Raw genomic sequence first — 21806 nt, 5'->3', positions numbered from 1 at the left:
CTTGTAATTTTAGTTTTTATATGTTGGGGACTTATCATGTGATAAGTCCCTTTTTATTTTAACAATACACTTACTCCACCACGATTTCTTTCATTTTCTCGTTTCCATAATATGTCGGGAAATACATTAATTCAGCCTTCGCGGGGTTGACAGTATAAGTCCCGGTATAACGAGGTAAAAGTTCGATCTCAAAGGTATGTGTACCTTTCCCCAGTTTGTTGCAAAAAATGACAACACGATCTTTGAAATGCTCTCGGTGCGCCTCGATTCTATAGTATCCATTGGTTTTGGTTTCATAAGAACATCCCGCCGGTATCGGAACTTCAATCTGCACATACTCAGCTTCACCAGTTAATGTTACGCTTGCTTCAAGTTTTACAGGCTTCCCTTCCTTGAGTGCCGCTACCGTAGCACCATTGTCCTTAAATCGCGTTGCCACGGCAAAGCCCTTTTCTTTTTCTACAGCTGGATTGGGATTCCAAAAATTTTGATAAGCCGTCACAAAAGCCGGCCCCGTCCCTTCTTTCCTCACTTTAATCTGCTCATCCGACTTAAAGCTTTGCGTATACGGAAATGCAGTGACGCGTTTGCCATTGATGACCATTACCGGTGCCTGGAAAGATTCACCCTCTTTCAGTACATCAGGAAGAATACTTCGTATGATACGGGAAGATTCGTAGATATTATACCATTGGTTTTGCTGCCGCTGCGCGAAAAAGTAATTACGGATATTTTCTAAATCTGAATCATGACCACCAATTGATTTTAAGACACCATAAGCCAACAATGTATTCTCGGTATTGGTTTCCGTTGGGCGCATAAAAAATCCGCCTTTCTGATCTGTTGTAGTTCCAGAAGTCCAATAGAGCCCACCTAAGACAGCCTTTGACGCGTATTTAAGAACGGTATCTGCAGCATGTGAATCCTTAAGACCCAGTTTTGAAATCAACAGATATTTCAACAGTTTATCCTTGATGGTTTTACTTTTCAGTTTTGTGTCGATTTCGAAGAAATAATCTTTGTAATCAGCTTTAGGATCCAACCGGAGTAGATATATCAAGGAGCTAAACAAATTCTCCTTGGCCCCGTGAAGCTTATCTTTATCCAATAGAACATCCAGCGAAGCCAAGCTGCTTTTCAACATGGTCTTTTCACGTTCTGCATAAATCTCCGTATCGATCTCAACCTGGTAGCCGGCTTCTCGGGCATCCAACAGTACCCCGATCACATAGTTGCTGATCCAGGTCACAGTTTCACTTTTGTTCCACCAACCCCAGCCCTGATTGGAATTTTTGTTTTTCTGTAACTCCTTCAAAAGATCCTTTATTTTCTTATCCTCTGTAAAGGGTTTTCCGATCAATTTTGTCAGCTCTTTTTTAGAAAGTAACGCGCTCAATTTGGAAGCCATCTGTTCATTGCATAGAAATTTATAACGATCGATCGATTCAATTTCCCGTTGTAAAAATTCCAGCGAATTTGCTTCGGCATGCAAGGTGATTTCGCCTAGTGCTGGAGAAGTTTTTAGTAAATATTCTGCGGTACTGTTGAGTACTTTAAAATCTCCTTCATGTTGTTCAAGCCCCTTTTCAAAAATCGGAATGCTACGTTTTTCACCATCAAAATATCCATTTGACAATTCGATCGAATAAGCAAGTTGGACGCTGTCCCCCTGAGCGGCAATAACTGATATAGGATCCCGATAGGACTTCGCAATTTTCAACGTTGCCTCCTGCGTTGTCAGCCCATTGTTGATGGTACGCAAGAGCTGCAAGCTGTGGCTAAGATAATTAACAACCCTTCCCATGGCTGTAAACTGATCACTTCTGATGGCAAATCGGGGAGTCGCCAAATGTGCCGAAACAGCTTTAAAGGATTTGACATTTAGCTCTTTTATGTCGGCGAAATTTTTACTTCCTTTAGCGATAAAGAATGTTCGCCAATTGGTAATATCATCCGGATAGGTCGCTTCAAAATTAACTTTTCCCTGAGCATCGGTAGTTAGCTTTGGCTGCCAGAATGCATCATCGCGGAAGTTCACGCGCATCGTATTTCCAGATTCCAAATAGGGCATATCCACAGCACCTGTCGATGTCGCAGATGCTCCAGCTTTCATCTGAACCATCACCACGCCATTGGCGGCCCGCGCACCGTACAATCCCAGCATAGATTGATCTTTAATCACATTCAATGACGCGATAGTCGATGGATCAAGACTTGAAATATCACCTTCAAAAGGGACTCCGTCCACTAAAATCAATGGTTTTTCATTGGGGGCCGGACTAGCAGCGCCACGAATACGAATCCCTGCTACAGCCCCCGGCAGCATAGCTGTAGTCACCCCATCCATCCTAGCATTGATCGATTTCACTGCCGCAGTCAATGATTGCCTTTTTTGGACGCCATACCCCACAACAACAACTTCATCCAATTGATTTTCGCTTGGCTTTAATTCCACAAAATAATCTTTGCCACTGGAGACTTTGACCGTAGCGGTATTGTACCCTAAAGCAGCAATCTCAAGTACCGTATTTTTGTCATCGGAGAGCTCAAGTTCCACACTACCATCAAAGCTTGTGAAATATCGTTTTTTGGTATCCGGAACACTCACCTTAGCCCCAATTAATGGCGTATCCCCATCATAAACTAAGACCCTGGCGACCTTATTATTCTTTCTCTTCGTTCTAAAATCTTCCCGGTCTATTTTTAAGAGCTGCGGAACAATCTCTTGCCCATGGCTTATAGAATCCCGCAATGGATTTTCTACGGTACGCACAATAATTTCATCACGTACAAGTTTGTAAGCCAATCTTGCCGCTTGGGATGCATTGCTCCATTGAATAGAATCCAGCCGGAGATAATTCATCCCATTGGCTTTGAGTTTGATTGGCAAACTAAAAGAAGTTGAATCATCCTTTACAATATGCAAAGTAACATCGCCGACTGGAAGATCTCCAAAAGTTCGATGTCCACCGTAAAATAGTCGAAAATAAATTCTCTCTTCGACATTCGTCGGTTCAATAAAGATCAATGTAGGACGAATGCCTTTCTGTTCAACATCATTGCCCAAAGTTAAATTCAATTTAAAAATAGCCTCATTTTTTCCTTTCTTCACCGTAGCAAATTGTGCTAGTCCCGTGCTATTTTGCATGATCTCTTTGAAAGTACGTTCTACGTTTGACTTGATATCCTCCAATGACCATATCTTCTCCTGAAAATCTAAATTTGGCTTGAAATCATACAGATCAATCCGCATAGGATTGCCATCCCAGCTTTTTTGCTTTTGATAATTTTTATAGATGCTATATTGATAGCCCCCCTCAATTTCAAAACGTCCAATTTTCGCTGTGTCAACCATGAGCGTACCTATTTTGGACACACCATTATACATTTCTGTCCTTGGAAATGGTCCCACCATCAGTGGTACAGGAACCTGTGTACGCAAACGACTATCGTAAACGGTTTTTCTTAGGGGATTGAGGTAATAGAGATCTCCAGCTGTCTGGATATATGCTGGTCTCTCAATCAACACATTATTATTGGGTAATTGCCAGGCTCCAAAATTGTTGGTTACTGTAATCAACTGGCGCTTCAATTCAGTCAATTCATTAGTGTAGAGCTTACCACGTTCTTCTTTAGGTAATTGGTAAACCAAAATCTGGCCTTTGCTGAATGCTTTTTCGGGGTAGGTAAAACCAATCGTATCCCGTGAGGCATTAAAGGAAACAATGACCTTTTTCCCCTTTTCAAGATAAAAGCCACTTACACGAATGTCGCGATCCTTGGTCCTAAATCTAAAATCATGCTGCCCCGCAGAAACTTCAAAAATAGTATTGTTATTTTGTTGGTCTTGTTTAGCATAAGTCAGTACACCGTCTATCCAGACTAAATGTATCCCCTGCACTACACCATTTACAACGACATAAGGGGAAATCTGGCTCTTGACAGCATCTAAAGGAAGAGACTCCTGATAATAATCTTTGGGATATAAAAACCGATAAAAAGCCATCGTATCCAACTGCATGTCTTTAGACCATTTTGCCCAATTTTGAAGAGCTCCCTGATGTGCCCTCTCATCATCATCCAAACTAAAATTAAGATTTTTTGAGACTCTTGCCCTTCGCATCAGACCACCCATAGTAATATTTGGAGCGGTTGCTGACCTAAATTTTGAGGTAAAACCATAGGCCGTAATATCAACATCCTTCAAAGGTTTACCATTCTTATCCGTAACCGAAAGTTCCACGTCAGCCTTCTGCCCCGGATAAACTGTCGTCGCCGTGTTGACTGCCAAATTTAAATTCTTCTCCACATAGGGTAATTCTTCCTGGATAACTTTTGATTTTCCTCCAAAAAGATAGGTGATTTCCATGCTATACCCGTCTTTTCCACGGGCTAAAAATTTACTATTTAACGTGGTATGATAACCCGAAGCAATCGTACGACCAGCACGATGGACACGATACCAAAATGGAATCATAGCGGGATTATTGACATGCAATATCACCGAATCCGCAGTTCGATAAAACCGATAATTCAGTTGTGCCTGTTCTTGATCCTCTAAATATACACTTTTACTCAATCCATTCGACTTGACAACAATTTCTTCAGCCTGCCAGGGTATAGAAACCAAATTAGGTAAACTCAAATTTTCAGTCTTCAGCATTTCGCGATGTTCACCTAATATCATTAGCTGAGCAGTTGTTGGCATCGCAACACCTTTTTCGAAATACTTCAGCTCTGCATGCCCGTCTTTTACAGCAATACGAATTTCTTTTTCGCTGTTGAGTATATTGAGGTCGAGACTTCGTTCAATTCTTTCATTATCTGAACTTAGATAAGTGCCAATAGCCCGAAATGTAAGACCAATGTCAGCCGGAAAAATTGAATCGGGTAATACAATTTCCTTTTCCGCCACATCTGCGAGCGAAACGCTCGTTTGCCATAAAGTATCTGGAATAAAATTAGCCTTATTGGCTTTTACATCAAGCGTATAAAGTGGACTTGTCACAACACGCAAATCTACTTTCCCATCATATATGGGCATTTCATTTTCATTTAAAGCTTTTAGTTTCAGTCGCACACTGTCCCCTTTAGCATATTTCGTCTTTTCGGACGTCATATTAAAACTTAGGCTTTTTAACTCATAATCTTCATATCGGAAAGACTGTTGATGCAAGACGACTTTGGTTTTTGTAGATTCCAAAGAGATCCCGTAATCTTTATCAAGGATAAGGCCAAGACCCTTCAAATCAAATGCAAAGTTGTACATTCCCGGACGATAGGGAGCAAGTCGGGCCAAAACGGTATCTTTGGCATACCCATATCCACCTGTCAGACGTACGGCAATAGAATCACGGTAAGGTTTCCATTTTTCTTCCTCAAGATAAGCTTTAAATTTAACCTGCTCATTTGGCTTATACATTGACTTGTTAAAAACCATAAAGCTTTCTGTCTGTTCAGTTTCCTGTTTATGAAAGAACCTCTTAATCTTAAACTTTGTTCTAAGCAAGCTATTTTTGATCCCTTTCCATAATGGAACCCTGTCTTTGTAAGGCCAACTCCGCTCTACACTCAGGTAATGATAGACACCCTTATGTTCAATACTGACAATATCGTCATTATTTGCATTGGCAACTTTATAGTAATGAAACTTCTTATCAAATGACATGCGACGTCCCTTCACTTTTACTTGCGCATCTTTTATAATCGTTCCCAAAGAATCGTATAGACAAATCGCAAAAGTTTCTGCTGGGATAATCTTGACATATAGGTTATCACTAATCAATTCCTGATAGATGAGATCAGCTCCACTGGCGCGGACCTGGACATAATTACCAGGAGGTAAAGTCGGCTGTGGACTTCCGGCCTTATACTTAAGAAAAAAATCGCTGAGCATAGTTTCATCGAATTTCTTCTCTCCCAAGTGAATTTTTCTTAAAACTTCTGGGCTCAGTTTATAAATATAATAGTCAGAAGATCCACGCGGACTATTGAATAAGGTCGATTGCCCACAAAGGACCACGGAATACAGAACAGCTAAAAAGCATACAACAATTGATTTCCATTTCATGTTTAAGATACTGGCTAAATTCTTTTAAAATAGATAAATTTACCTAAAGCCAAGTACTAGATTCTTTCATCCGGCACTTCAACTTTCGTGCAGGGATGCGAAGAATATCAAAATTCCATAAACGAAGAAAAAAAAATTATAACTTCAACCTACTTTTGACCGAATTTACAACTGCTGTTTCCGAGGGGAAGTCACCAGCTCCCGAACCGGAGGAACGATTCACCAAAGGCGGCTCCTCACCATATAGGGTATCGCGGGCAATGACTACCTTCTTGTCGAGATCTACATAGCTAATGATATAATTGCGCTGATAAGCTTTATCTCTTTGGCCGATTTTATTAACATACTCACCTTTTTCCTGCATGTCCATCGCTATCATAACAATGCCTTTGACAGCATCACCGGGATAATTATCTACTGTTCCCAATGCCTCGTTCCATTTTTCCTTATAAGTTATTCCCAAATCACCGGCACCGCCATTTTCAAGAATTAGACAGCTCTTCCCCCAGTCTACTGTGGACAATTGTACTGGATATTTATAAATAGCGGTATGATCGCCAAAACCTGCTAAAATTCGGGAAGATAATTGTTCTGTTTTTTCCTGATCCGCCTCCATATTTCCCAAAAGACGATAAGCCCATATACCGATACCAATTGCTGCAACCAATACCAGGCCTACAAAAGTGAATATTGCTTTCTTATTTCCCATAGTTCTATTTTATTTAATTAATTACCAATCAAATATACTTTGTCTATATGCTCATTTTCACCCTTTTTACAATTCGCTTGACCTGCTTTATTATTTGCTGCGCTTGCGTAAATAAACGTTATAAAAAAAACAAATACTCGAACCTCTGCAGTCCAAGTTTTCAACAACATGAGATAATAAGAACTGCCACTATTTTATTTTTATCATAAATCGATAATTCATACTGACACATAGCTGTCACCCTGTGATTATATCTTTGTTTAACCTTAGTAGGAAAAGAAAAATATTAAACGAAAAAACAATTCCAGTGCGAAGGCTATTAGTAGGATAACTAATCGAATTTTAAATTATTACAGTAAAAAACATGGAAACATTACCACAATTAAAAGAAGAATTAGCGAATGAATATCAAATTACAAAAAACTTTATCGCACTTTTCCCTTAAGGCAAGAATGAATATGTCCCACATGAAAAAAGCATGAAAATGATGCGTCTGGCAACCCACTTAGTCGAAGTTTTCGAATGGCCAAGTACCATTTTAAAGACTTCAGAACTTGACTTTGCCAAAAGTGCTTATGTGCCAACAAGTCTATTGACCCGGGATGATCTCTTAAAAAAATTAGACGAAGATTACGAAGCCGGAAAAAAGGCTTTAGAAACAGCTAAGGAGGAAGACTTAATTCCAAGCTGGACCATTAAAAATGACGGCCATGAACTGGCAAGCTGGAGCAAATACGGTGCTATTCGTCACTCATTAAACCAGATTACACATCACAGGGCACAATTAGGTGTTTACTATAGACTCAATGATATTCCCCTTCCAGCAAGTTATGGCCCCTCTGCCGATTCACTGAATTTCTAAAAAGCTAGCTGCTGGAATGAACATACGACATCTAGATGTCGTATGTTCATTCTACGCCGGACAATAGGTATGTGCGACAACACCACCTGGAAAAACCTGCGCGTGCATAAGCTTTAGTTCACAGGGTTTGGAAAGACCGTCAAAGATGGGCAGCCCAGTACCCAATGCAATTGGATGTGTGATCAAATGATACTCGTCAATTAATCCGGTTTCAATTAAACTTCGCATAAATTCAGCTCCGCAATGCGCCAATATTGGCTTCCCAGATTCTGCTTTTAGTGCTTTAATTCCTTCAATGAGACCTGCATCAAAAACCCGGGCATTCATCCAGGAGGAATTTGCAGGAAGCTTTGTATTGTTTGCGAAATCTTTTGTTTTGGGATGATAGCCCTCTTTTGTAAAGACAGCTTTAGGGATTTCATTCATTGCTGCCGCAAAAGGATTTGTCGAAGCAGGCCAATAGGAAGCCATTACTTCAAAGGTCTTTCGACCCATTAGATGAATGCCGGCAGATTCACAAATATTTAAAACCCATGCGCTAGAATGATCGTCGCCACTTTTAAACATCCAATCAAGTTCACCGTGGATGCCCGCAACAAATCCATCGATGGAAATAGACATTTTCATTATTAATTTCCGCATAACAAAAACTTTAGTTTTTAATAAAACAAATCCAATTTAAAATTGGGTTACTGTCTCTCAAAATTAAACCATTTCATTCGACGTACAGCGGGGACAAACCGTCAATATAGAAGGGCAATTATGACAGCCCTTTTTTCTGCCCCTTACCCTCCTCAAGGGTAAGCATAAAATCTAAATAGTGCTTTTTCTTCGCGAAATGCTGATCATCCAATAACTTTTTATAGACCGAGATGGCATTAAAAAGAATTTGAAGATTATCCTCATTATAACGATCTACATTAAAATATATTAATTCCTTATTGATATATGTGTCCAATGACGTAAGCAACGTATCATCCAATTCGTCTTTGCTTCCAGAAAGTGCCATAAGTGTTGCCAGTTTCTTTTTTAACTCCCCTTCCATAGGTTTGACGTCTCGCAACCTAGCCTCAATATCTGCGAAAGGCAAAGTCTGAAATATAAACCGGGTGTTCTCCGTCATGTCAGCATAAAGTTTTTCTGCCTCTTCATAATTTTTATCGAAAAAAGCAAAATCATAATATCTCCGTTCAAACTCTTCACACATCCCCTGGTTATCCGCTAAGCGTGCAAAATAAGAGTGGATCTGTTGGTTATAGAGGGTAATTTTATGCTCCGTAGCTACAATATTGTTTTCAATTTTCCCCAGTAATTCGAAGGCATCCGCAGCACGATATTTTATACCATCGTAGTCAAACGACTTTAACTTTAATTCGCCTTTGCCGATTGCTTCAACGACATACTTATCATTTTTCAGGCTATTAAGTTCATATAATGCGTCAACTCTACTATCGGCAAATAATTCATCAAAAGTCGGCTTTGACTGTTCCTGAAAAATTGGCGTTTCACCTTTTCGCACAGGATGATTGTAGTCATAGAAATCATTGAATCTTTGATCAACAGCATACTTGTTCATCCGATTTTCAAAATCCGCACTGAAAGATGCTATTTCTAACAGCGAAGGAGGATGTTGATACTGTACCTGCGCAAACAACTTGTCCGAAATCTGGTTTGTTACCGCAGCACGATTAGCTAGCAATTCAATAGCAGGTGCGTTGTTGATTTCTTTCTTGACAATATTAAGCTGCTGTAATGCCTTTACCCGATCTTCATCCGACGGATGAGACGACCATTGATCTTCAAGATTTAATTTCGATTTATCATATTTTTTTAAAGTCGCTAATTCGATCTGGGGAAAACCATTTCGCACTTGATATCTATTGCGTTCCGCAAACAGGAGCATGACATAGCGATGCTCGGGATAAATATTGCGACTGCGGATATTTTCAGAAAATTTGCTATCATAGAAGGTAAGCACATTATTTAGTGCATGATTTGCAAAACTCAAGCGCAGCAGCGAATCAGCCAAAGCCTGGGAACCGGCAACATGTGCCGCAATCTCATCCGCATGAAATTCCATCTCTCTCGATAATGCCAAATAATTGAGATTTACATATTCGTAAAGATGCTTCAAAATATGCTGAATCTGTTGGATAATAAACACTGATATGCCAATAAAAATCGCAGTGTACCCACTGATGTTGCCCCATTTATCAAACATATTATCCAGCGATTCATTCTTATACAGCATATTGTAGATAATCTGATTAACATGGTAAACATAGCTACCCACTTTCATGCTCTTTTGTGAGAAGTGTCCAAACTCGTGTGCAAGAATAGCCTTTAATTCCTGTTGAGTAACTGCATTCACCAGCCCCACACCAATCTGAAGATTTTTCTTAATGGGTAAAAACATACTCCAAAAACTAGAGTCATAGAATACAGATGCATTGACCTCATGCGATAGAAAAACTTTCTTTGGAAAGCTGGTATCAACTTCTTTTACGACCTCATGAATAAGTGCGAATAATTGTGGTTCGTCGCGCTCATATATCTGCGTAAGATGTCCCGTATCAACTTTTGTTGACGCAAAAACAAATTTTAACAAAAAGAACAGTATAGTCAGACCTGTAGCGAGTAAGCCCAAACATAAAATTGCAGTGTAAAACATGGGCTTGGCGGTGAAAATCATTATTCCAAGTATGGTAAAACCAACAGTAATACCTATTGCCAAGAGCAGTAGAATAACGTAAGTAATCGCAAACACAACAATAGATAAAATTGTTTTACGCGCGTGTTTCCTAAAGTTTGTAGATACTTGTACCTTCATAAATTGTTTATAAAGCAAGGATAATTGACTATATAAATCTAAAAAATAAAATCCACTTGCCTATAAGTTTACAGCAAACCAACTTTGCAAACTTATCCGATAAAATACCAATCAATGCATTATGCCGCAAACCCACGTACATCTTAAATTGCTAATAACCTTTTTGTAAAGAAACCTCATTGAGCAAAGGTCGCCCGTCAACCATTCTTCGATAGTTATCCACCACTTGTAAGACGGAAGAGCCAATATTTGTCCTACTCGCAACATGCGGGGTTATCACAATGGATGGGCAATCCCAAAAGGGATGATCTTGCAGTAATGGTTCTTGATGAAATACATCCAGATATGCTTCAGCAATTTTCTTTCCATCAATTGCATCCAACAAATCACTTTCCACGAGATGTTCCCCTCGACCAACGTTCACGAGTACAGTTTCTTTTGGGCACAAATTGAACAAATCACAACTTAGAATTCCCTTTGTTGCATCGGTCAATGGTAGGATATTAACCATAAAATCCGTGTCTTCAAGGGCAGAACGAAGTCTTTTCATTCCAGTAAACGAATTCACTCCCTTAAGATTTTTAGGTGAATTAGCCCACCCATTTACGTTGAATCCCAATTGGACCAACCTTTCAGCCACATAACCACCAATTTCGCCTAATCCTAAGATAGTAACCCTGGTTTCACCAATTGATTTGTATAGCAAGGGCTGCCAATGTTTCTTTTCTTTTTCGTTTATATAAGCCGAAAACTTCTTCATCGAATGCATCAAGCAAGTCAAAACATGTTCAAACATATCGCTTTTCAACATGGGATCGATAATCCTACAAATGCGGAGATGGGATGAAATACTTTTGGGAAAAAGGTGATCTATTCCGGCGCCCCCAGACTGGATAACTTTTAAGTTTGGAAAATGAGTGTAATAATCTGCTTCAGGTTTCCAACAAAGCGCAAATTCGACCGCATCATAATTTTCAATCTCAGGGAAGATCTCCACCTTTATTTCAGGTAAATATTTATTGATTTCTACCTTCCACTCCTCGGCCCTGGCCCTACTCAGTATTAATGCTATACTCATGTTTTGTTGGTTTACACGAAAATAACATTTTATGCCGATCTATCGTTTGCTTTCTTGGGGATTCTTAGTCTTACGTTTTCAAAAAATTTTGTGATGATTTCCTTTATTTAGACAAAACAGTGGGCTAGCTGTCTGCCCAAATTAGCTGAAACAATCGATTCTATTAAAAAACAAAGTTTAGAATCTATTTTAATCGTAAATTGGTGGAGGACATCCATAAACATAGATTCAGATGGCACTCAAAAACCGAATTATCCTAATAAGCCTAATCATTTTTAAATTCATTATGCAATACCAGTTGATTAGCCCAACCTACGAATTGCAGCGCGATGAATTCTTACATATAGATCAAGCAAACCATTTAGCTTGGGGCTACCTTTCCGTACCACCATTAACATCGTGGATTTCCTATCTCATCAAAATACTTGGCAATTCTGTCTTTTGGATCAAGTTTTTCCCGGCACTTTTCGGAGCCTTAACGATTCTTATCGTTTGGAAAACAATAGAATCGCTGAAAGGAAATCTATTTGCACAGTTCTTTGGAAGCTGTTGTATTATGTTTTCTGTACTATTCCGTTTGAATGGTTTATATCAACCTAATTCATTTGATGTCTTATGTTGGACCTCCATATATTCCTGTATAATAAAATATTTAAACAACAGACAATCCAAGTGGTTATTTTATATGGCTATTGTTTTTGCGCTTGGATTTCTAAATAAATATAACATCGTATTTCTGATCTTGGGTTTGATCCCCGCAGTCGCATTGGTTCCGGAGCGAAAAATATTTACAGAAAAAAAGCTATATTACGGAATACTCATCGCCATACTAATTATCCTTCCCAATATAATATGGCAATACAAAAATAACTTTCCTGTATTTGTTCATTTCAAAGAACTTCAAGATACGCAACTTGTCCATGTTAACCAATGGAGCTTCATACGTTCTCAATTTTTGTTTTTTTTCGGGACCTTTCCCGTCCTCATTTTTGGATTATATGCACTGCTGAAACATCCTGCATTTAAAACATATCGTCTGTTCTTCTACTCATTCTTTATCACCCTTGGAATCTTCTTATTTCTAAGAGCGAAAGATTATTATGCAATAGGTCTTTACCCTATATATTTTGCTTTTGGCGCAGTTTATATTTCATCACTTTTGGAAAATAAAACCGGTCAGATTTTAAAACCTATTTTGATCGCTTTAACTGCGATCCTATTTCTTCCGGTCTATAATATTGCATTTCCCAATAGAAATCCGGCATATTTTGTGAACCATCCCGATAAATACAGAAAGTATGGTATGTTGACCTGGGAGGACGGTAAAGAGCATCCGCTCCCGCAAGATTTTGCGGATATGTTGGGATGGCAAGAACTTGCACGCAAAGTCGATAGTCTCTATGACCAAATACCTAGATCGGAAAATACGCTGGTACTTTGCGACAATTATGGGCAGGCCGGCGCCATAAACTACTATTCCAAACGCGGAATTAAGGCTGTTTCATTCAATGCTGACTACATCAATTGGTTTGATTTGAATAAACCATACCGCAATGTTATTCGAATTAAAGATCGCTGGGAACGAGAAAGAGAACTAGCAATAACAAGTCCTTTCTTCGGCAAATCAATATTGGCCGACTCCATTACAAATAGCTACGCCAGGGAATATGGCACAGTAATCTTCACTTTTATTCATGCAAAAATCAATATCAATGAACGTATCTCCAAAGAGATCGCATCAGAAAAAACAGCGAAGAAACTTCCTTTGTAAATAAATCATTTTTTAAGCGATTAAGCTAATTCCAGTCTATTTTTTTATTAAAAAAAATAGTATATTTAATTCAATAGCCAAAGGCTTCCAGCGCAAATGATACTTATCGTATATCTTCTGGTATCATAACTACGCCATGGAGCTTAACACCAAATTAACAGGATAATTATGCGCTTTTTGAATTTCTTGAAAGGACAAAGTAATTTGAGACAGATTGACGTTAGTGAAGACGATGATTTTGTAGATTTACAGCTGACCGTCACAAAATACTGGAAAGATGACGACGAACATCATATTGTCCAAGCTAAGGGGCTTTGGGGTAGAGAGATAGTTGGTTTGGCAATCGCCTTTCGTCCCGACATGAAATTGGGCATTGTCGATACCGAAGTCGATAAACAAAGGTTTTATCGCGAAGGGATCAATTTCTATTCGATTGGCAAATTAAGTGACAATTTTACCAAAGCCTTAAATAGCCTCTTTAAAATTGATGGTACATCCTTTAAAATGCACGATAATATTGGATCGACCGCCTTTATCGTCAGTGGGCACCCGGAATATTTTGATGAAGAATATATTAAAGCTAAAGTTTTCTTTGACGACGGAAATGAAAAACATCATTACGCGGAATGGTATGTCAACATCGATTTAAAACACAATATTCTCGAACTTCGAGAAAAAGACCCCGGATATAGAAAAAACATCATTAGTATCTTGACAAATGTTTAAATTTGAGCGTGAATCCGTCAGCCTCAAAAAAAAATAATACCATCCCATTAAATTCATTTCCTAATGAGTTTAATTCGGGAATGGCTATAAAAAGGAATGCTGTCAGAAATTTAGAGTTAGATAAGATAAGTCAGGCACATCGTGATGATTTCTACTTGTTTTTTATTCTTGAAGAGGGAAATGGAATATTTGAAGTAGATTTTCAGCGCTATCAATTAGGCTCCTCCGCCGTAATGATCATCCAGCCTTACCAAGTACATCGGGGTTTAGCTATGGATTACAGCGCTTTTAGTGTCTTAATGATCAGTGTAGAAAACCTAAACTCAGACTACGTAAACGCGCTAAAGGATATTACGACGATTGCTCCCATCGAAATCGATCAGGATACAATGGCGGTCTTATCCCAGACTGTAGACACCTGTTTAAAAATCAACGAAAGAAGACATGAAAAACTATATACTGCACTAATGAAAGATAGCTGCAATACCATCGCGGCACTTATTATCTCGCAGTATTTAATCCAATCAACTAAAAGTGATGCACAGTCTAGATTCGAACTGATCAGCAAACAGTTCAGTTCACTGTTAGATAAAGATTTTATTGACATTAAACAGCCTAGAGCATATGCAGAGAAAATGAAAATATCAACGGCCTATCTCAATGAATGTCTCAAAAAAACAACCGGAAAACCCGTTACTTATCATATTCAGCAACGCGTTGTATTAGAAGCAAAACGTTTGCTCTACCATTCAAATAAATCTGTAAAAGAAATTGCAGTAGAGCTAGGTTATGACGACTATCCATATTTTTCACGTCTATTTTCAAAAGTAACCGGTATGACAGCTCTTACCTTTCGAAATAGGAACCTTGAATAGTCCAATATTTACCACTTTTTATCTCTTTTAAACTAGAGCGAATTGGTATTTCTTTGTGTTAGAAAGCTTGGTTCAGCCCGTCGTTAGCGACAACTCGAACAGCGTCTTTAATGATTATCTAAATCCGACAGAAAGGAGATTGTAGTCCATTAAATATCAAGAAGAACACCACAAATAAAAGAGAAAAGGAATGAGATATTTTATCGCTGAGCCCGTCGGGCATATCAAAAAAGATTTATTTTTTGAAGTCGCAAATTTTTTTTGGGACAGTGGAAATGAAGTTGCTTTAGGAAAAAACAGGATATGCGACTGTGAAAAAATGCAACATGATGACTACGATTACACCATTTCATTAGTCCCTAATAACGAAACTGTTGAATCCTTATTTAAAACACACTACACCATCCTAGGCAAATATTTTGACAAAATTAATAACAGCAATCCGATGCTAATATTAGCAAATACCGGCATTTATACGAATGCCCTTCCCTATCCCCATAAGATTTACAGTTTTGAAAAATTGGACAAACAGGCGTTAGCCAGCTTTTTTGACTGGTGCAAAAAATTCAATTTGTTTGTTAGGAGAAGATAAACAAGTTCAACCACTAAATATCAGAATATGCAGTGGGATATAACAGTACTTTTATACTTTTGGAAACGTTATTCTGATATTGCGGTAAATCCTGCATTGGTTTGTATAAAGGTCCAAAATCTTTCCAATGTATATTCCGATCTTCCATGTTCTCAAATGCCGTCAGATACATCAGGTTGGGCATTGTGCTACCAGCAATCACCTGTCCATAAAAAACAGCATTAAAATTCAGTTTTTTGAAAATATCGATCTCTCCATTGTTAAACATCGCTATCTTATTTGCAGAAAGCTGCTCGGTTGCGGCTTCATAACTGCGTAGTTCATAAATGCGTTTATTTTTTTCAGCAGATAATTTAGGAAGCGCCGATTTGGGCATTCCTTCAAATGCTTTCATCCATATTGTCTCCAACCTTTTGAAAGGAGGATTACTATAACCTGCCTCAATATAAGCCTTTCCAGCCTCCAGGTATTTTTGATCTTTGGCAAGCCGCTGATCCAAATTAACCAGCAAACTGAAGTCTGCAGCACTGATGAACACATAAACCAATCTATCTTGACCAGCAGCATTTTCTAAGGGCTTAAATACCCCGACCTCTTTAAATCCCAATTTATGCAATGCCGGCAAATACGCCGATTCAAGATACTGATCAATGACTTTCTCCTGCTCATCGTTCTCATAATGATATACTTTCAATTGAAAATACGCTTGTTTCGATTTCTCAAAAGCGAACAGGCAATTTCCTGCCATGATAAATAATAGCGGCAATATGAAATGCCAATTGGAAATAAAAATGTATTTTTTCATTAGAATTCAGGACAACATTGGATATTAATTAAAAAATAAAGATAATACTATTTTTGAAAGTTCAAAATTAGACTAACCCAGCAAATTAACTCCCTTTTTCATCTTTATATATCGAAAATACGGGTTTATACTTATTAGAATCGGTATTTTAACCTTATTCTCGCAATAGCTTTTTATTTAATTTAGCTCCACCTTTTTTAAAGCTGCAACATGTCAAACAAAACAATACTTATGTTGGACGATGATAAACATGTCCTTGAAATATGTACTATAATCCTCGAAACAAATGGCTATAATATGGCGGTCTCTGAAACGTCTCATGATATTATCGAAAAAGTAGAAGAGGTACATCCTGATTTAATTTTGATGGACAACTGGATACCCAAAATAGGCGGTGTAGAAGCCACACGATTGCTCAAAAATCATCCCTTATATTGCAATATCCCTGTCATCTATCTATCCGCTAATACCGATATCGAAACACTAGCTCAGCAAGCCGGAGCAGACAGCTATCTCGCCAAGCCCTTTGATTTAGAAGACTTAGAAAATAGAATAGCCGAACTACTGTAGTTCCTAATCTTATAATTCAGCATCTTTACATATTTTAGCACCATTACGGAAATGCTACTCCTGAAACTTATATTTTGATGTCCTAATTGCGCATAAGGCCACATTGAAACGAATAGGATCATGTGTTGCTTTAATACAATTGCGGCTTGCTCAATTGCAGGCATATATAGTCGTAGTTGTCGCGCCATAATCATCGGGAATCAGCAATTGAGAAGGAATGCTATACCACATTTGAAGTATAAATAATAATACATACTTTCGCGTTATAGTATTAGAAATAATCATTAAGACAGCATTAATTACGTTATGTCAGAGCCCGTTTTAGCATTTCAATCAGGTTCATTCCATATCCGTCAGCTTGCAGAGAACGAATATCAACTTTACAAAGCGATGCGTATCGAGTCAATTCAAACCGAACCTACACTTTTTAGACGGAGCACTCCTCCTGAAATAGAACTATCTGACTTGGATTGGGCAGAACGCATAAGATACCCACGCATTGTTTTTGGTCTTTTCGAAAATGAAAAAATGATTGGGATAACCAGCATGCTGCTGTTGAATAAAGAAGAGGCCTACTTTGGTCAGTCCTTCATACAGCCGCTGTACAGAAAATTAGGTCTATCGAGTCTTTTGTATAAAATAAGAATGGCGTGGGCCACCGAGAATCAATTAAGAAAACTGACGATAAGCCATCGTGAAATAAATATGATTTCGAAAGCCGCTATCCAAAAAGCCGGTTTTCATTATAGTCATAAAGAACTTGTGCAATGGCTCGACGGAACAACTGGCTACTCCATGTATTATAGTTTATTCCTATAGTCAGTAAGGCTAACTAACTTGACTGTTGATCAATCCCGGCAAACCAAGATATGGTAAAAATAACAGCTTTTCCATCTTGAATGCGTATATTGAATCGTAGTCATTTTATTGGCTTTCGAGACTTTCCATAAACGCAATAATATCTTTCATTTCCTTTTCACTCAGATGCAAATTTTCATCTGACAATGTCTGATTGGATAATTTGATCCCCAGTCCTGCCCCACCCCCATTATTATAAAATTCCATGACCTCATCCAACGTCCGATAGATCCCATTGTGCATATAGGGAGCAGTTTTCTTTACATTCCGGACAGAAGGTATTTTAAAAGCATATTTATAAGAATCAACACCAATGATATCATAGTAGCCTAAATCCGAATCCAGCACAGAATCTTTCATGGATTTTGGAACTCCTAGGACTTCGACTTCGCTCTGAATAAATTTGGGCGGTGTAACACCGTTGAATAAAGGCAGGAAATGACAGGTCGCACATTTTCCCTTGCCCATAAATAAATTAAACCCATTCACTTCCGATTTGGACAATGCGTTCTTATCCCCACGCATATAATCATCAAATCGGCTATTGATTTTGGTCAGGCCACGAATGTAAGAAGCAAGTGCATTGCTTACCTGCTCTGCTGAGATTGGGCCATCCACTGTATTGAATGCTTTATTAAATAATGACCGATAGATTTTATCCGAAGAAACATATTGAACGATATCAGTTACCGAGCCGTCCATTTCCTGCTTATTACCAATGACATCGTGTATCTGATCTTCCAGCGTCAACGAACGCATATCATAGAAGTAGTTGGACTGTAAGGCCGCATTGAGCAAAGTAGGCGTATTACGTTTGAGCAAACGTCCCGAACCATGAATGTCCACTTGCAAGTTCAACCCATCTGTAAATGCAAGGTCCGGATGATGGCATGAAGCGCAACTTCTCGTATGTGTTCCTGACAAAGCAACATCATAAAATAATTTCTCTCCCAGTACGGCCTTTTCATTGCTGAAGTGAAATTTTGGTCCCGGGCTAAAGGCATCTACATTAAATGCATTCAGATCAAACATCGTATTGACGTCTTGCCGAAGCATTCGATTGTATCTGATTTTAGGGCCAGGCAGATTACGTTCCAACTGTGCTATCTCTGTACTGATGTTGTTGGCAAATTGGGTAATGAATTGCGCTCTATCGAACGATTCAAATTCCGCGTGTTGTTGCAAATATTTGATCGCCCCTTTAAGCATCAATGTTAGCGTTTCTTTTCTACCTTCATATTGCAAAAGAATTTGCTGTAGGCTGCCTAACGCCATAGAAGACTCGATCATACTATTTCGAGAAAGTGCATTATCAAATCCGGTAATCCCCAAAGATATAATCCGAAATACTTCAAGTTTCGAAGCATCCAAAATGCGCCAATCCTCCAATTGATGATCTTCAAAATAGGAAATCAAATAATCCGTATTGGTTATCAAATGTTCGATTTCACGAATTAGCTTTTGCCTATTGCTATTATCGTAAGTGGGATAGATAAGCTCTTCAATCACCTGCAATCCAATAGGCTCCACCCCTCTAGCCAAAGAGGGATCCAACAAATCCGCATTTTCAACTTCCTCCACCGGAGGTCCATTTAACCTTCTGGATAGATCTGCAGTAAAATACTCCGAAGCCCATTCAAACTTTTTAAAAAGTAGCCTTGTCGTCAAAAAGGCTCTTCTGAGACGTAGCGTATCCACCGTACCTTTCTGTACTTCGGCCTGCAGGGTATCCTTGATATATGTCTTAAAAGAAAGCATCTGATCCAGTAATTCTTTCTGAATCAGATGCTCACGGGCATTACCCTCTTTTTGTTTAGTATAAACAGGCTGCCCTGTAGTAAATCCGAGGGTAAATACTATTGCAACCAATAAGATACAAACGACAACCTTTTTACACATAGTTCAATTTCCTATCTCTCGATATAAAAACCGACTATTTGAAAACGAGCGCATTTCTAAAGGGATTTGCTTTTTTATCCCTTTCAGCAAGAGGCTCTATTCCCCAGCGTTTTTCTATAAATGAAAGGATGCTCACTGTCTCATACGGCGTATGATCCACTACACCACGCTTAGCAAATGGTCCAATGACAATTGCCGGGATTCGGCTACCAGGTCCCCAGCGGTCAACGACGGGTGGGTTAACATGGTCAAAAAAGCCACCAAATTCATCGTAGGTCAAAATCACCAACGCATCTTTTGCATTCGGTCCCTCCAATACAGCATTGATCAAATTAACAGCAAGTTGTTCTGATGAATAGACTGCCGAACTTCCAGGATGCTCATCATTGCCCCCACCTGGTTTAACAAAAGATACACTAGGAAGCGTTCCTTCTTTTGCGGCCTTGATAAAATCGTTTTGATCCTTCATGTGTTGTCGTCCTTCCTTACCATCCTCATAATTAGCAAAATATAAAAAAGGCTCATGATTGTAGGCAAAATTATTTTTACGTTCGGCAACAGCGTCATCCCAGCCTTCTGAATACCAAGCCCAACTTACATTTTTCGCTGTCAAGCGATCGCCAATGGTCGGCATAGTCTGAGAAGGTAATAATTTGGAAGTATCAGATTTCGCAGGATAAGGTTTGTTGCGAGAAAGCACATGATTGATTGCATAACCATCTGGCGTAACTACACCATCTTTAATCATCTTTCCATTTGCATCGAGTTTAGCAACCATTGAGCTTGGTGCATCAGGCCAAACAGGAATAGCCGCAGAAATCATATAAATATGATTTAAATAGGATCCGCCGAATACACTCTGAAAGAAATTATCACATAATGTATAGGCTTTGGCAAACGGATACAAAGGTAGCTTCTCTGTATTGTAATAGCCCATCGCTAAACCTTTGGAATCATTATAGAGTGCAAATTTATCCATCTTTCCACCATTGATCTGCAATTGATTATGATAAAACCGATGTGTAACATCGGGCGTCGCCTTATCCGAAGGTACATATTGGTCTATATTAAAAAATTGATTGGGTAGATTGGTTGGAAAGGAATTGTTACGTGGAATTTCGGGGAGGTATGGGTAGGCTTCACCATTCTCGTCTACCTGTAAAAAATCACCCTTTCTGACATTCGCTATGCCATTGGCTCCCTTGAATTCGCCATAAAGATTGTCAAAACTATGGTTTTCCATATAAATAACAACCACATGGTTAATTTTTTTGATACCTTCATCAAAGGGAATCTCTTGGTGTCGGGCGTTTTTGGTAACTCCGCAACTGCTGATACTCAAAACTCCAAGAGACAAATAAAGTAAGTGTTGTAACCGCATCCTGTCTTCTTTTTAGTAGGTTAGACTGTAATTTCTAGAACAAACTTACAATTATTATCGTTTTCATAACCTATTATCAAAGGGATTTGCTACCAACGTATCAGGTTCTTTACAGGCATCCTCCCTCTTATCACTAAAAGTAAAGGCGTGTTTACATACTAGGTCGTTGCTTCCAGTTCCCCATTCTTGTTATAAAGCTTACTTCGGTAAGTTATACCCCATTTAGTAATCTCATCGATGATTGGGCCCAAAGTTTTTCCGCATTCGGTCAATTCATACTCCACCGTCAGAGGTTTGGTATTTAATACTGTTCTTCTGATCAGCTGGTTCATTTCTAAATCCTGCAGTTCTTTAGACAACATCTTCGCACCTATCCCCTCAACTTCGCGCAGCAGTTCCATAAAACGTAATTTCTCAACCAACAATAAGGTACCTATAATATGAAATTTCCATTTTCCGGCCAAAATCTCCATGGTATCGTTAATGGCCAACACACGTGTTTTGCATGCACCTGACGACGTTAAAGTTGCTTCCTTTTTCATTACATTATTTTTTTATTCATGTACGCTCTACCCTCACAGGCTTCCTTATCCCCGATACGATCAACGATAAATGAACACACAAGCAAAGCTTGGTGCCACTGACATGATTTCTTTATTCTTACAAAAATACGCATTTATAAAGTTACAGACCACTATCTTTTTGGAAAGTAGTTTCTTTAAGGAAACTGATACCAAAAATAAACTATCTATCATCTACCTTTGTATCGACAACATCAGC

General features: G+C 38.7%; 16 protein-coding genes. 7 read left to right on the top strand and 9 right to left on the bottom strand.

Annotated features, from left to right (window positions below; all coding sequences use genetic code 11):
• Positions 1-70: 70 nt before the first annotated feature.
• Both B4Z90_RS00440 and B4Z90_RS00435 read right to left on the bottom strand, forming a co-directional pair.
• Positions 71-6070: an alpha-2-macroglobulin family protein gene (locus B4Z90_RS00440; protein ID WP_159333212.1), complete on the bottom strand. Its 6000-nt coding sequence runs from the start codon at positions 6068-6070 to the stop codon at positions 71-73.
• 136 nt (positions 6071-6206) lie between these two features.
• Positions 6207-6779: a hypothetical protein gene (locus B4Z90_RS00435; RefSeq protein WP_070566921.1), complete on the bottom strand. Its 573-nt coding sequence runs from the start codon at positions 6777-6779 to the stop codon at positions 6207-6209.
• Positions 6780-7257: 478 nt separating this feature from the next.
• On the opposite strand from B4Z90_RS00435, the gene B4Z90_RS00430 reads away from it, so the two are divergent.
• On the top strand, positions 7258-7641 hold the full coding sequence (locus B4Z90_RS00430) for a DinB family protein (protein ID WP_201638860.1): 384 nt from the start codon (positions 7258-7260) through the stop codon (positions 7639-7641).
• A 51-nt stretch (positions 7642-7692) separates the two neighbouring features.
• On the opposite strand, the gene B4Z90_RS00425 is transcribed toward B4Z90_RS00430, so the two are convergent.
• From B4Z90_RS00425 to B4Z90_RS00415, 3 genes are all read right to left on the bottom strand, one after another.
• Positions 7693-8283, bottom strand: coding sequence for a dihydrofolate reductase family protein (locus tag B4Z90_RS00425; RefSeq protein ID WP_286801158.1), 591 nt, complete (start codon positions 8281-8283; stop codon positions 7693-7695).
• A gap of 118 nt (positions 8284-8401) precedes the next feature.
• Positions 8402-10471, bottom strand: a complete 2070-nt coding sequence (locus tag B4Z90_RS00420; RefSeq protein WP_159333214.1) for a M48 family metalloprotease — start codon at positions 10469-10471, stop codon at positions 8402-8404.
• A 151-nt stretch (positions 10472-10622) separates the two neighbouring features.
• On the bottom strand, positions 10623-11549 hold the full coding sequence (locus tag B4Z90_RS00415) for a 2-hydroxyacid dehydrogenase (RefSeq protein ID WP_159333215.1): 927 nt from the start codon (positions 11547-11549) through the stop codon (positions 10623-10625).
• Positions 11550-11781: 232 nt separating this feature from the next.
• Between B4Z90_RS00415 and B4Z90_RS00410 the strand changes: the two genes are divergently transcribed.
• The 4 genes from B4Z90_RS00410 (at position 11782) to B4Z90_RS00395 (ending at position 15513) form a co-directional block, all read left to right on the top strand.
• Positions 11782-13320 (top strand): ArnT family glycosyltransferase, encoded by a 1539-nt coding sequence (locus B4Z90_RS00410; RefSeq protein ID WP_159333216.1) that lies wholly within the window; start codon positions 11782-11784, stop codon positions 13318-13320.
• Between the two features lie 168 nt (positions 13321-13488).
• Positions 13489-14046: a hypothetical protein gene (locus B4Z90_RS00405; protein WP_046675076.1), complete on the top strand. Its 558-nt coding sequence runs from the start codon at positions 13489-13491 to the stop codon at positions 14044-14046.
• A gap of 8 nt (positions 14047-14054) precedes the next feature.
• Entirely contained in the window at positions 14055-14921 is an 867-nt protein-coding gene (locus tag B4Z90_RS00400) for an AraC family transcriptional regulator (RefSeq protein WP_236560262.1), read from the top strand.
• A gap of 190 nt (positions 14922-15111) precedes the next feature.
• A complete protein-coding gene (locus B4Z90_RS00395; RefSeq protein ID WP_070566934.1) occupies positions 15112-15513 on the top strand; it encodes a hypothetical protein in 402 nt (133 codons plus the stop codon).
• 13 nt (positions 15514-15526) lie between these two features.
• On the opposite strand, the gene B4Z90_RS00390 is transcribed toward B4Z90_RS00395, so the two are convergent.
• Positions 15527-16318, bottom strand: a complete 792-nt coding sequence (locus B4Z90_RS00390) for an NIPSNAP family protein (RefSeq protein WP_070566935.1) — start codon at positions 16316-16318, stop codon at positions 15527-15529.
• A gap of 210 nt (positions 16319-16528) precedes the next feature.
• Here B4Z90_RS00390 and B4Z90_RS00385 point away from each other — a divergent pair, with 210 nt between their 5' ends.
• Both B4Z90_RS00385 and B4Z90_RS00380 read left to right on the top strand, forming a co-directional pair.
• Positions 16529-16888, top strand: a complete 360-nt coding sequence (locus B4Z90_RS00385; RefSeq protein ID WP_046675074.1) for a response regulator — start codon at positions 16529-16531, stop codon at positions 16886-16888.
• 306 nt (positions 16889-17194) lie between these two features.
• Positions 17195-17707: a GNAT family N-acetyltransferase gene (locus B4Z90_RS00380; RefSeq protein WP_159333217.1), complete on the top strand. Its 513-nt coding sequence runs from the start codon at positions 17195-17197 to the stop codon at positions 17705-17707.
• Positions 17708-17812: 105 nt separating this feature from the next.
• Here the strand turns inward: B4Z90_RS00380 and B4Z90_RS00375 are convergent, their stop codons facing one another.
• The 3 genes from B4Z90_RS00375 to B4Z90_RS00365 all read right to left on the bottom strand — a co-directional run bounded on the left by B4Z90_RS00375 (position 17813) and on the right by B4Z90_RS00365 (position 21568).
• Complete coding sequence (locus tag B4Z90_RS00375) at positions 17813-19645, bottom strand: cytochrome-c peroxidase (RefSeq protein WP_083295992.1); 1833 nt, start codon at positions 19643-19645, stop codon at positions 17813-17815.
• Between the two features lie 34 nt (positions 19646-19679).
• A complete protein-coding gene (gene acpA / locus B4Z90_RS00370) occupies positions 19680-21026 on the bottom strand; it encodes an acid phosphatase (protein ID WP_070566937.1) in 1347 nt (448 codons plus the stop codon).
• 158 nt (positions 21027-21184) lie between these two features.
• Positions 21185-21568, bottom strand: coding sequence for a winged helix-turn-helix transcriptional regulator (locus B4Z90_RS00365; protein ID WP_070566939.1), 384 nt, complete (start codon positions 21566-21568; stop codon positions 21185-21187).
• Positions 21569-21806 lie beyond the last annotated feature (238 nt).

The sequence above is a fragment of the Sphingobacterium sp. UBA5639 genome (genome assembly GCF_002421245.1).
Lineage (GTDB): Bacteria > Bacteroidota > Bacteroidia > Sphingobacteriales > Sphingobacteriaceae > Sphingobacterium > Sphingobacterium multivorum.
This window is presented reverse-complemented; position numbering and strand designations above follow the sequence as displayed.

What these genes read in the sequence shown, in the direction of transcription:
- B4Z90_RS00440 (WP_159333212.1), bottom strand. Translation starts at nt 6,070, where the DNA reads ATGAAATGGAAATCAATTGTTGTATGCTTTTTAGCTGTTCTGTATTCC.
- B4Z90_RS00435 (WP_070566921.1), bottom strand. Translation starts at nt 6,779, where the DNA reads ATGGGAAATAAGAAAGCAATATTCACTTTTGTAGGCCTGGTATTGGTT.
- B4Z90_RS00430 (WP_201638860.1), top strand. Translation starts at nt 7,258, where the DNA reads ATGAAAATGATGCGTCTGGCAACCCACTTAGTCGAAGTTTTCGAATGG.
- B4Z90_RS00425 (WP_286801158.1), bottom strand. Translation starts at nt 8,283, where the DNA reads ATGCGGAAATTAATAATGAAAATGTCTATTTCCATCGATGGATTTGTT.
- B4Z90_RS00420 (WP_159333214.1), bottom strand. Translation starts at nt 10,471, where the DNA reads ATGAAGGTACAAGTATCTACAAACTTTAGGAAACACGCGCGTAAAACA.
- B4Z90_RS00415 (WP_159333215.1), bottom strand. Translation starts at nt 11,549, where the DNA reads ATGAGTATAGCATTAATACTGAGTAGGGCCAGGGCCGAGGAGTGGAAG.
- B4Z90_RS00410 (WP_159333216.1), top strand. Translation starts at nt 11,782, where the DNA reads ATGGCACTCAAAAACCGAATTATCCTAATAAGCCTAATCATTTTTAAA.
- B4Z90_RS00405 (WP_046675076.1), top strand. Translation starts at nt 13,489, where the DNA reads ATGCGCTTTTTGAATTTCTTGAAAGGACAAAGTAATTTGAGACAGATT.
- B4Z90_RS00395 (WP_070566934.1), top strand. Translation starts at nt 15,112, where the DNA reads ATGAGATATTTTATCGCTGAGCCCGTCGGGCATATCAAAAAAGATTTA.
- B4Z90_RS00390 (WP_070566935.1), bottom strand. Translation starts at nt 16,318, where the DNA reads ATGAAAAAATACATTTTTATTTCCAATTGGCATTTCATATTGCCGCTA.
- B4Z90_RS00385 (WP_046675074.1), top strand. Translation starts at nt 16,529, where the DNA reads ATGTCAAACAAAACAATACTTATGTTGGACGATGATAAACATGTCCTT.
- B4Z90_RS00380 (WP_159333217.1), top strand. Translation starts at nt 17,195, where the DNA reads ATGTCAGAGCCCGTTTTAGCATTTCAATCAGGTTCATTCCATATCCGT.
- B4Z90_RS00375 (WP_083295992.1), bottom strand. Translation starts at nt 19,645, where the DNA reads ATGTGTAAAAAGGTTGTCGTTTGTATCTTATTGGTTGCAATAGTATTT.
- acpA (WP_070566937.1), bottom strand. Translation starts at nt 21,026, where the DNA reads ATGCGGTTACAACACTTACTTTATTTGTCTCTTGGAGTTTTGAGTATC.
- B4Z90_RS00365 (WP_070566939.1), bottom strand. Translation starts at nt 21,568, where the DNA reads ATGAAAAAGGAAGCAACTTTAACGTCGTCAGGTGCATGCAAAACACGT.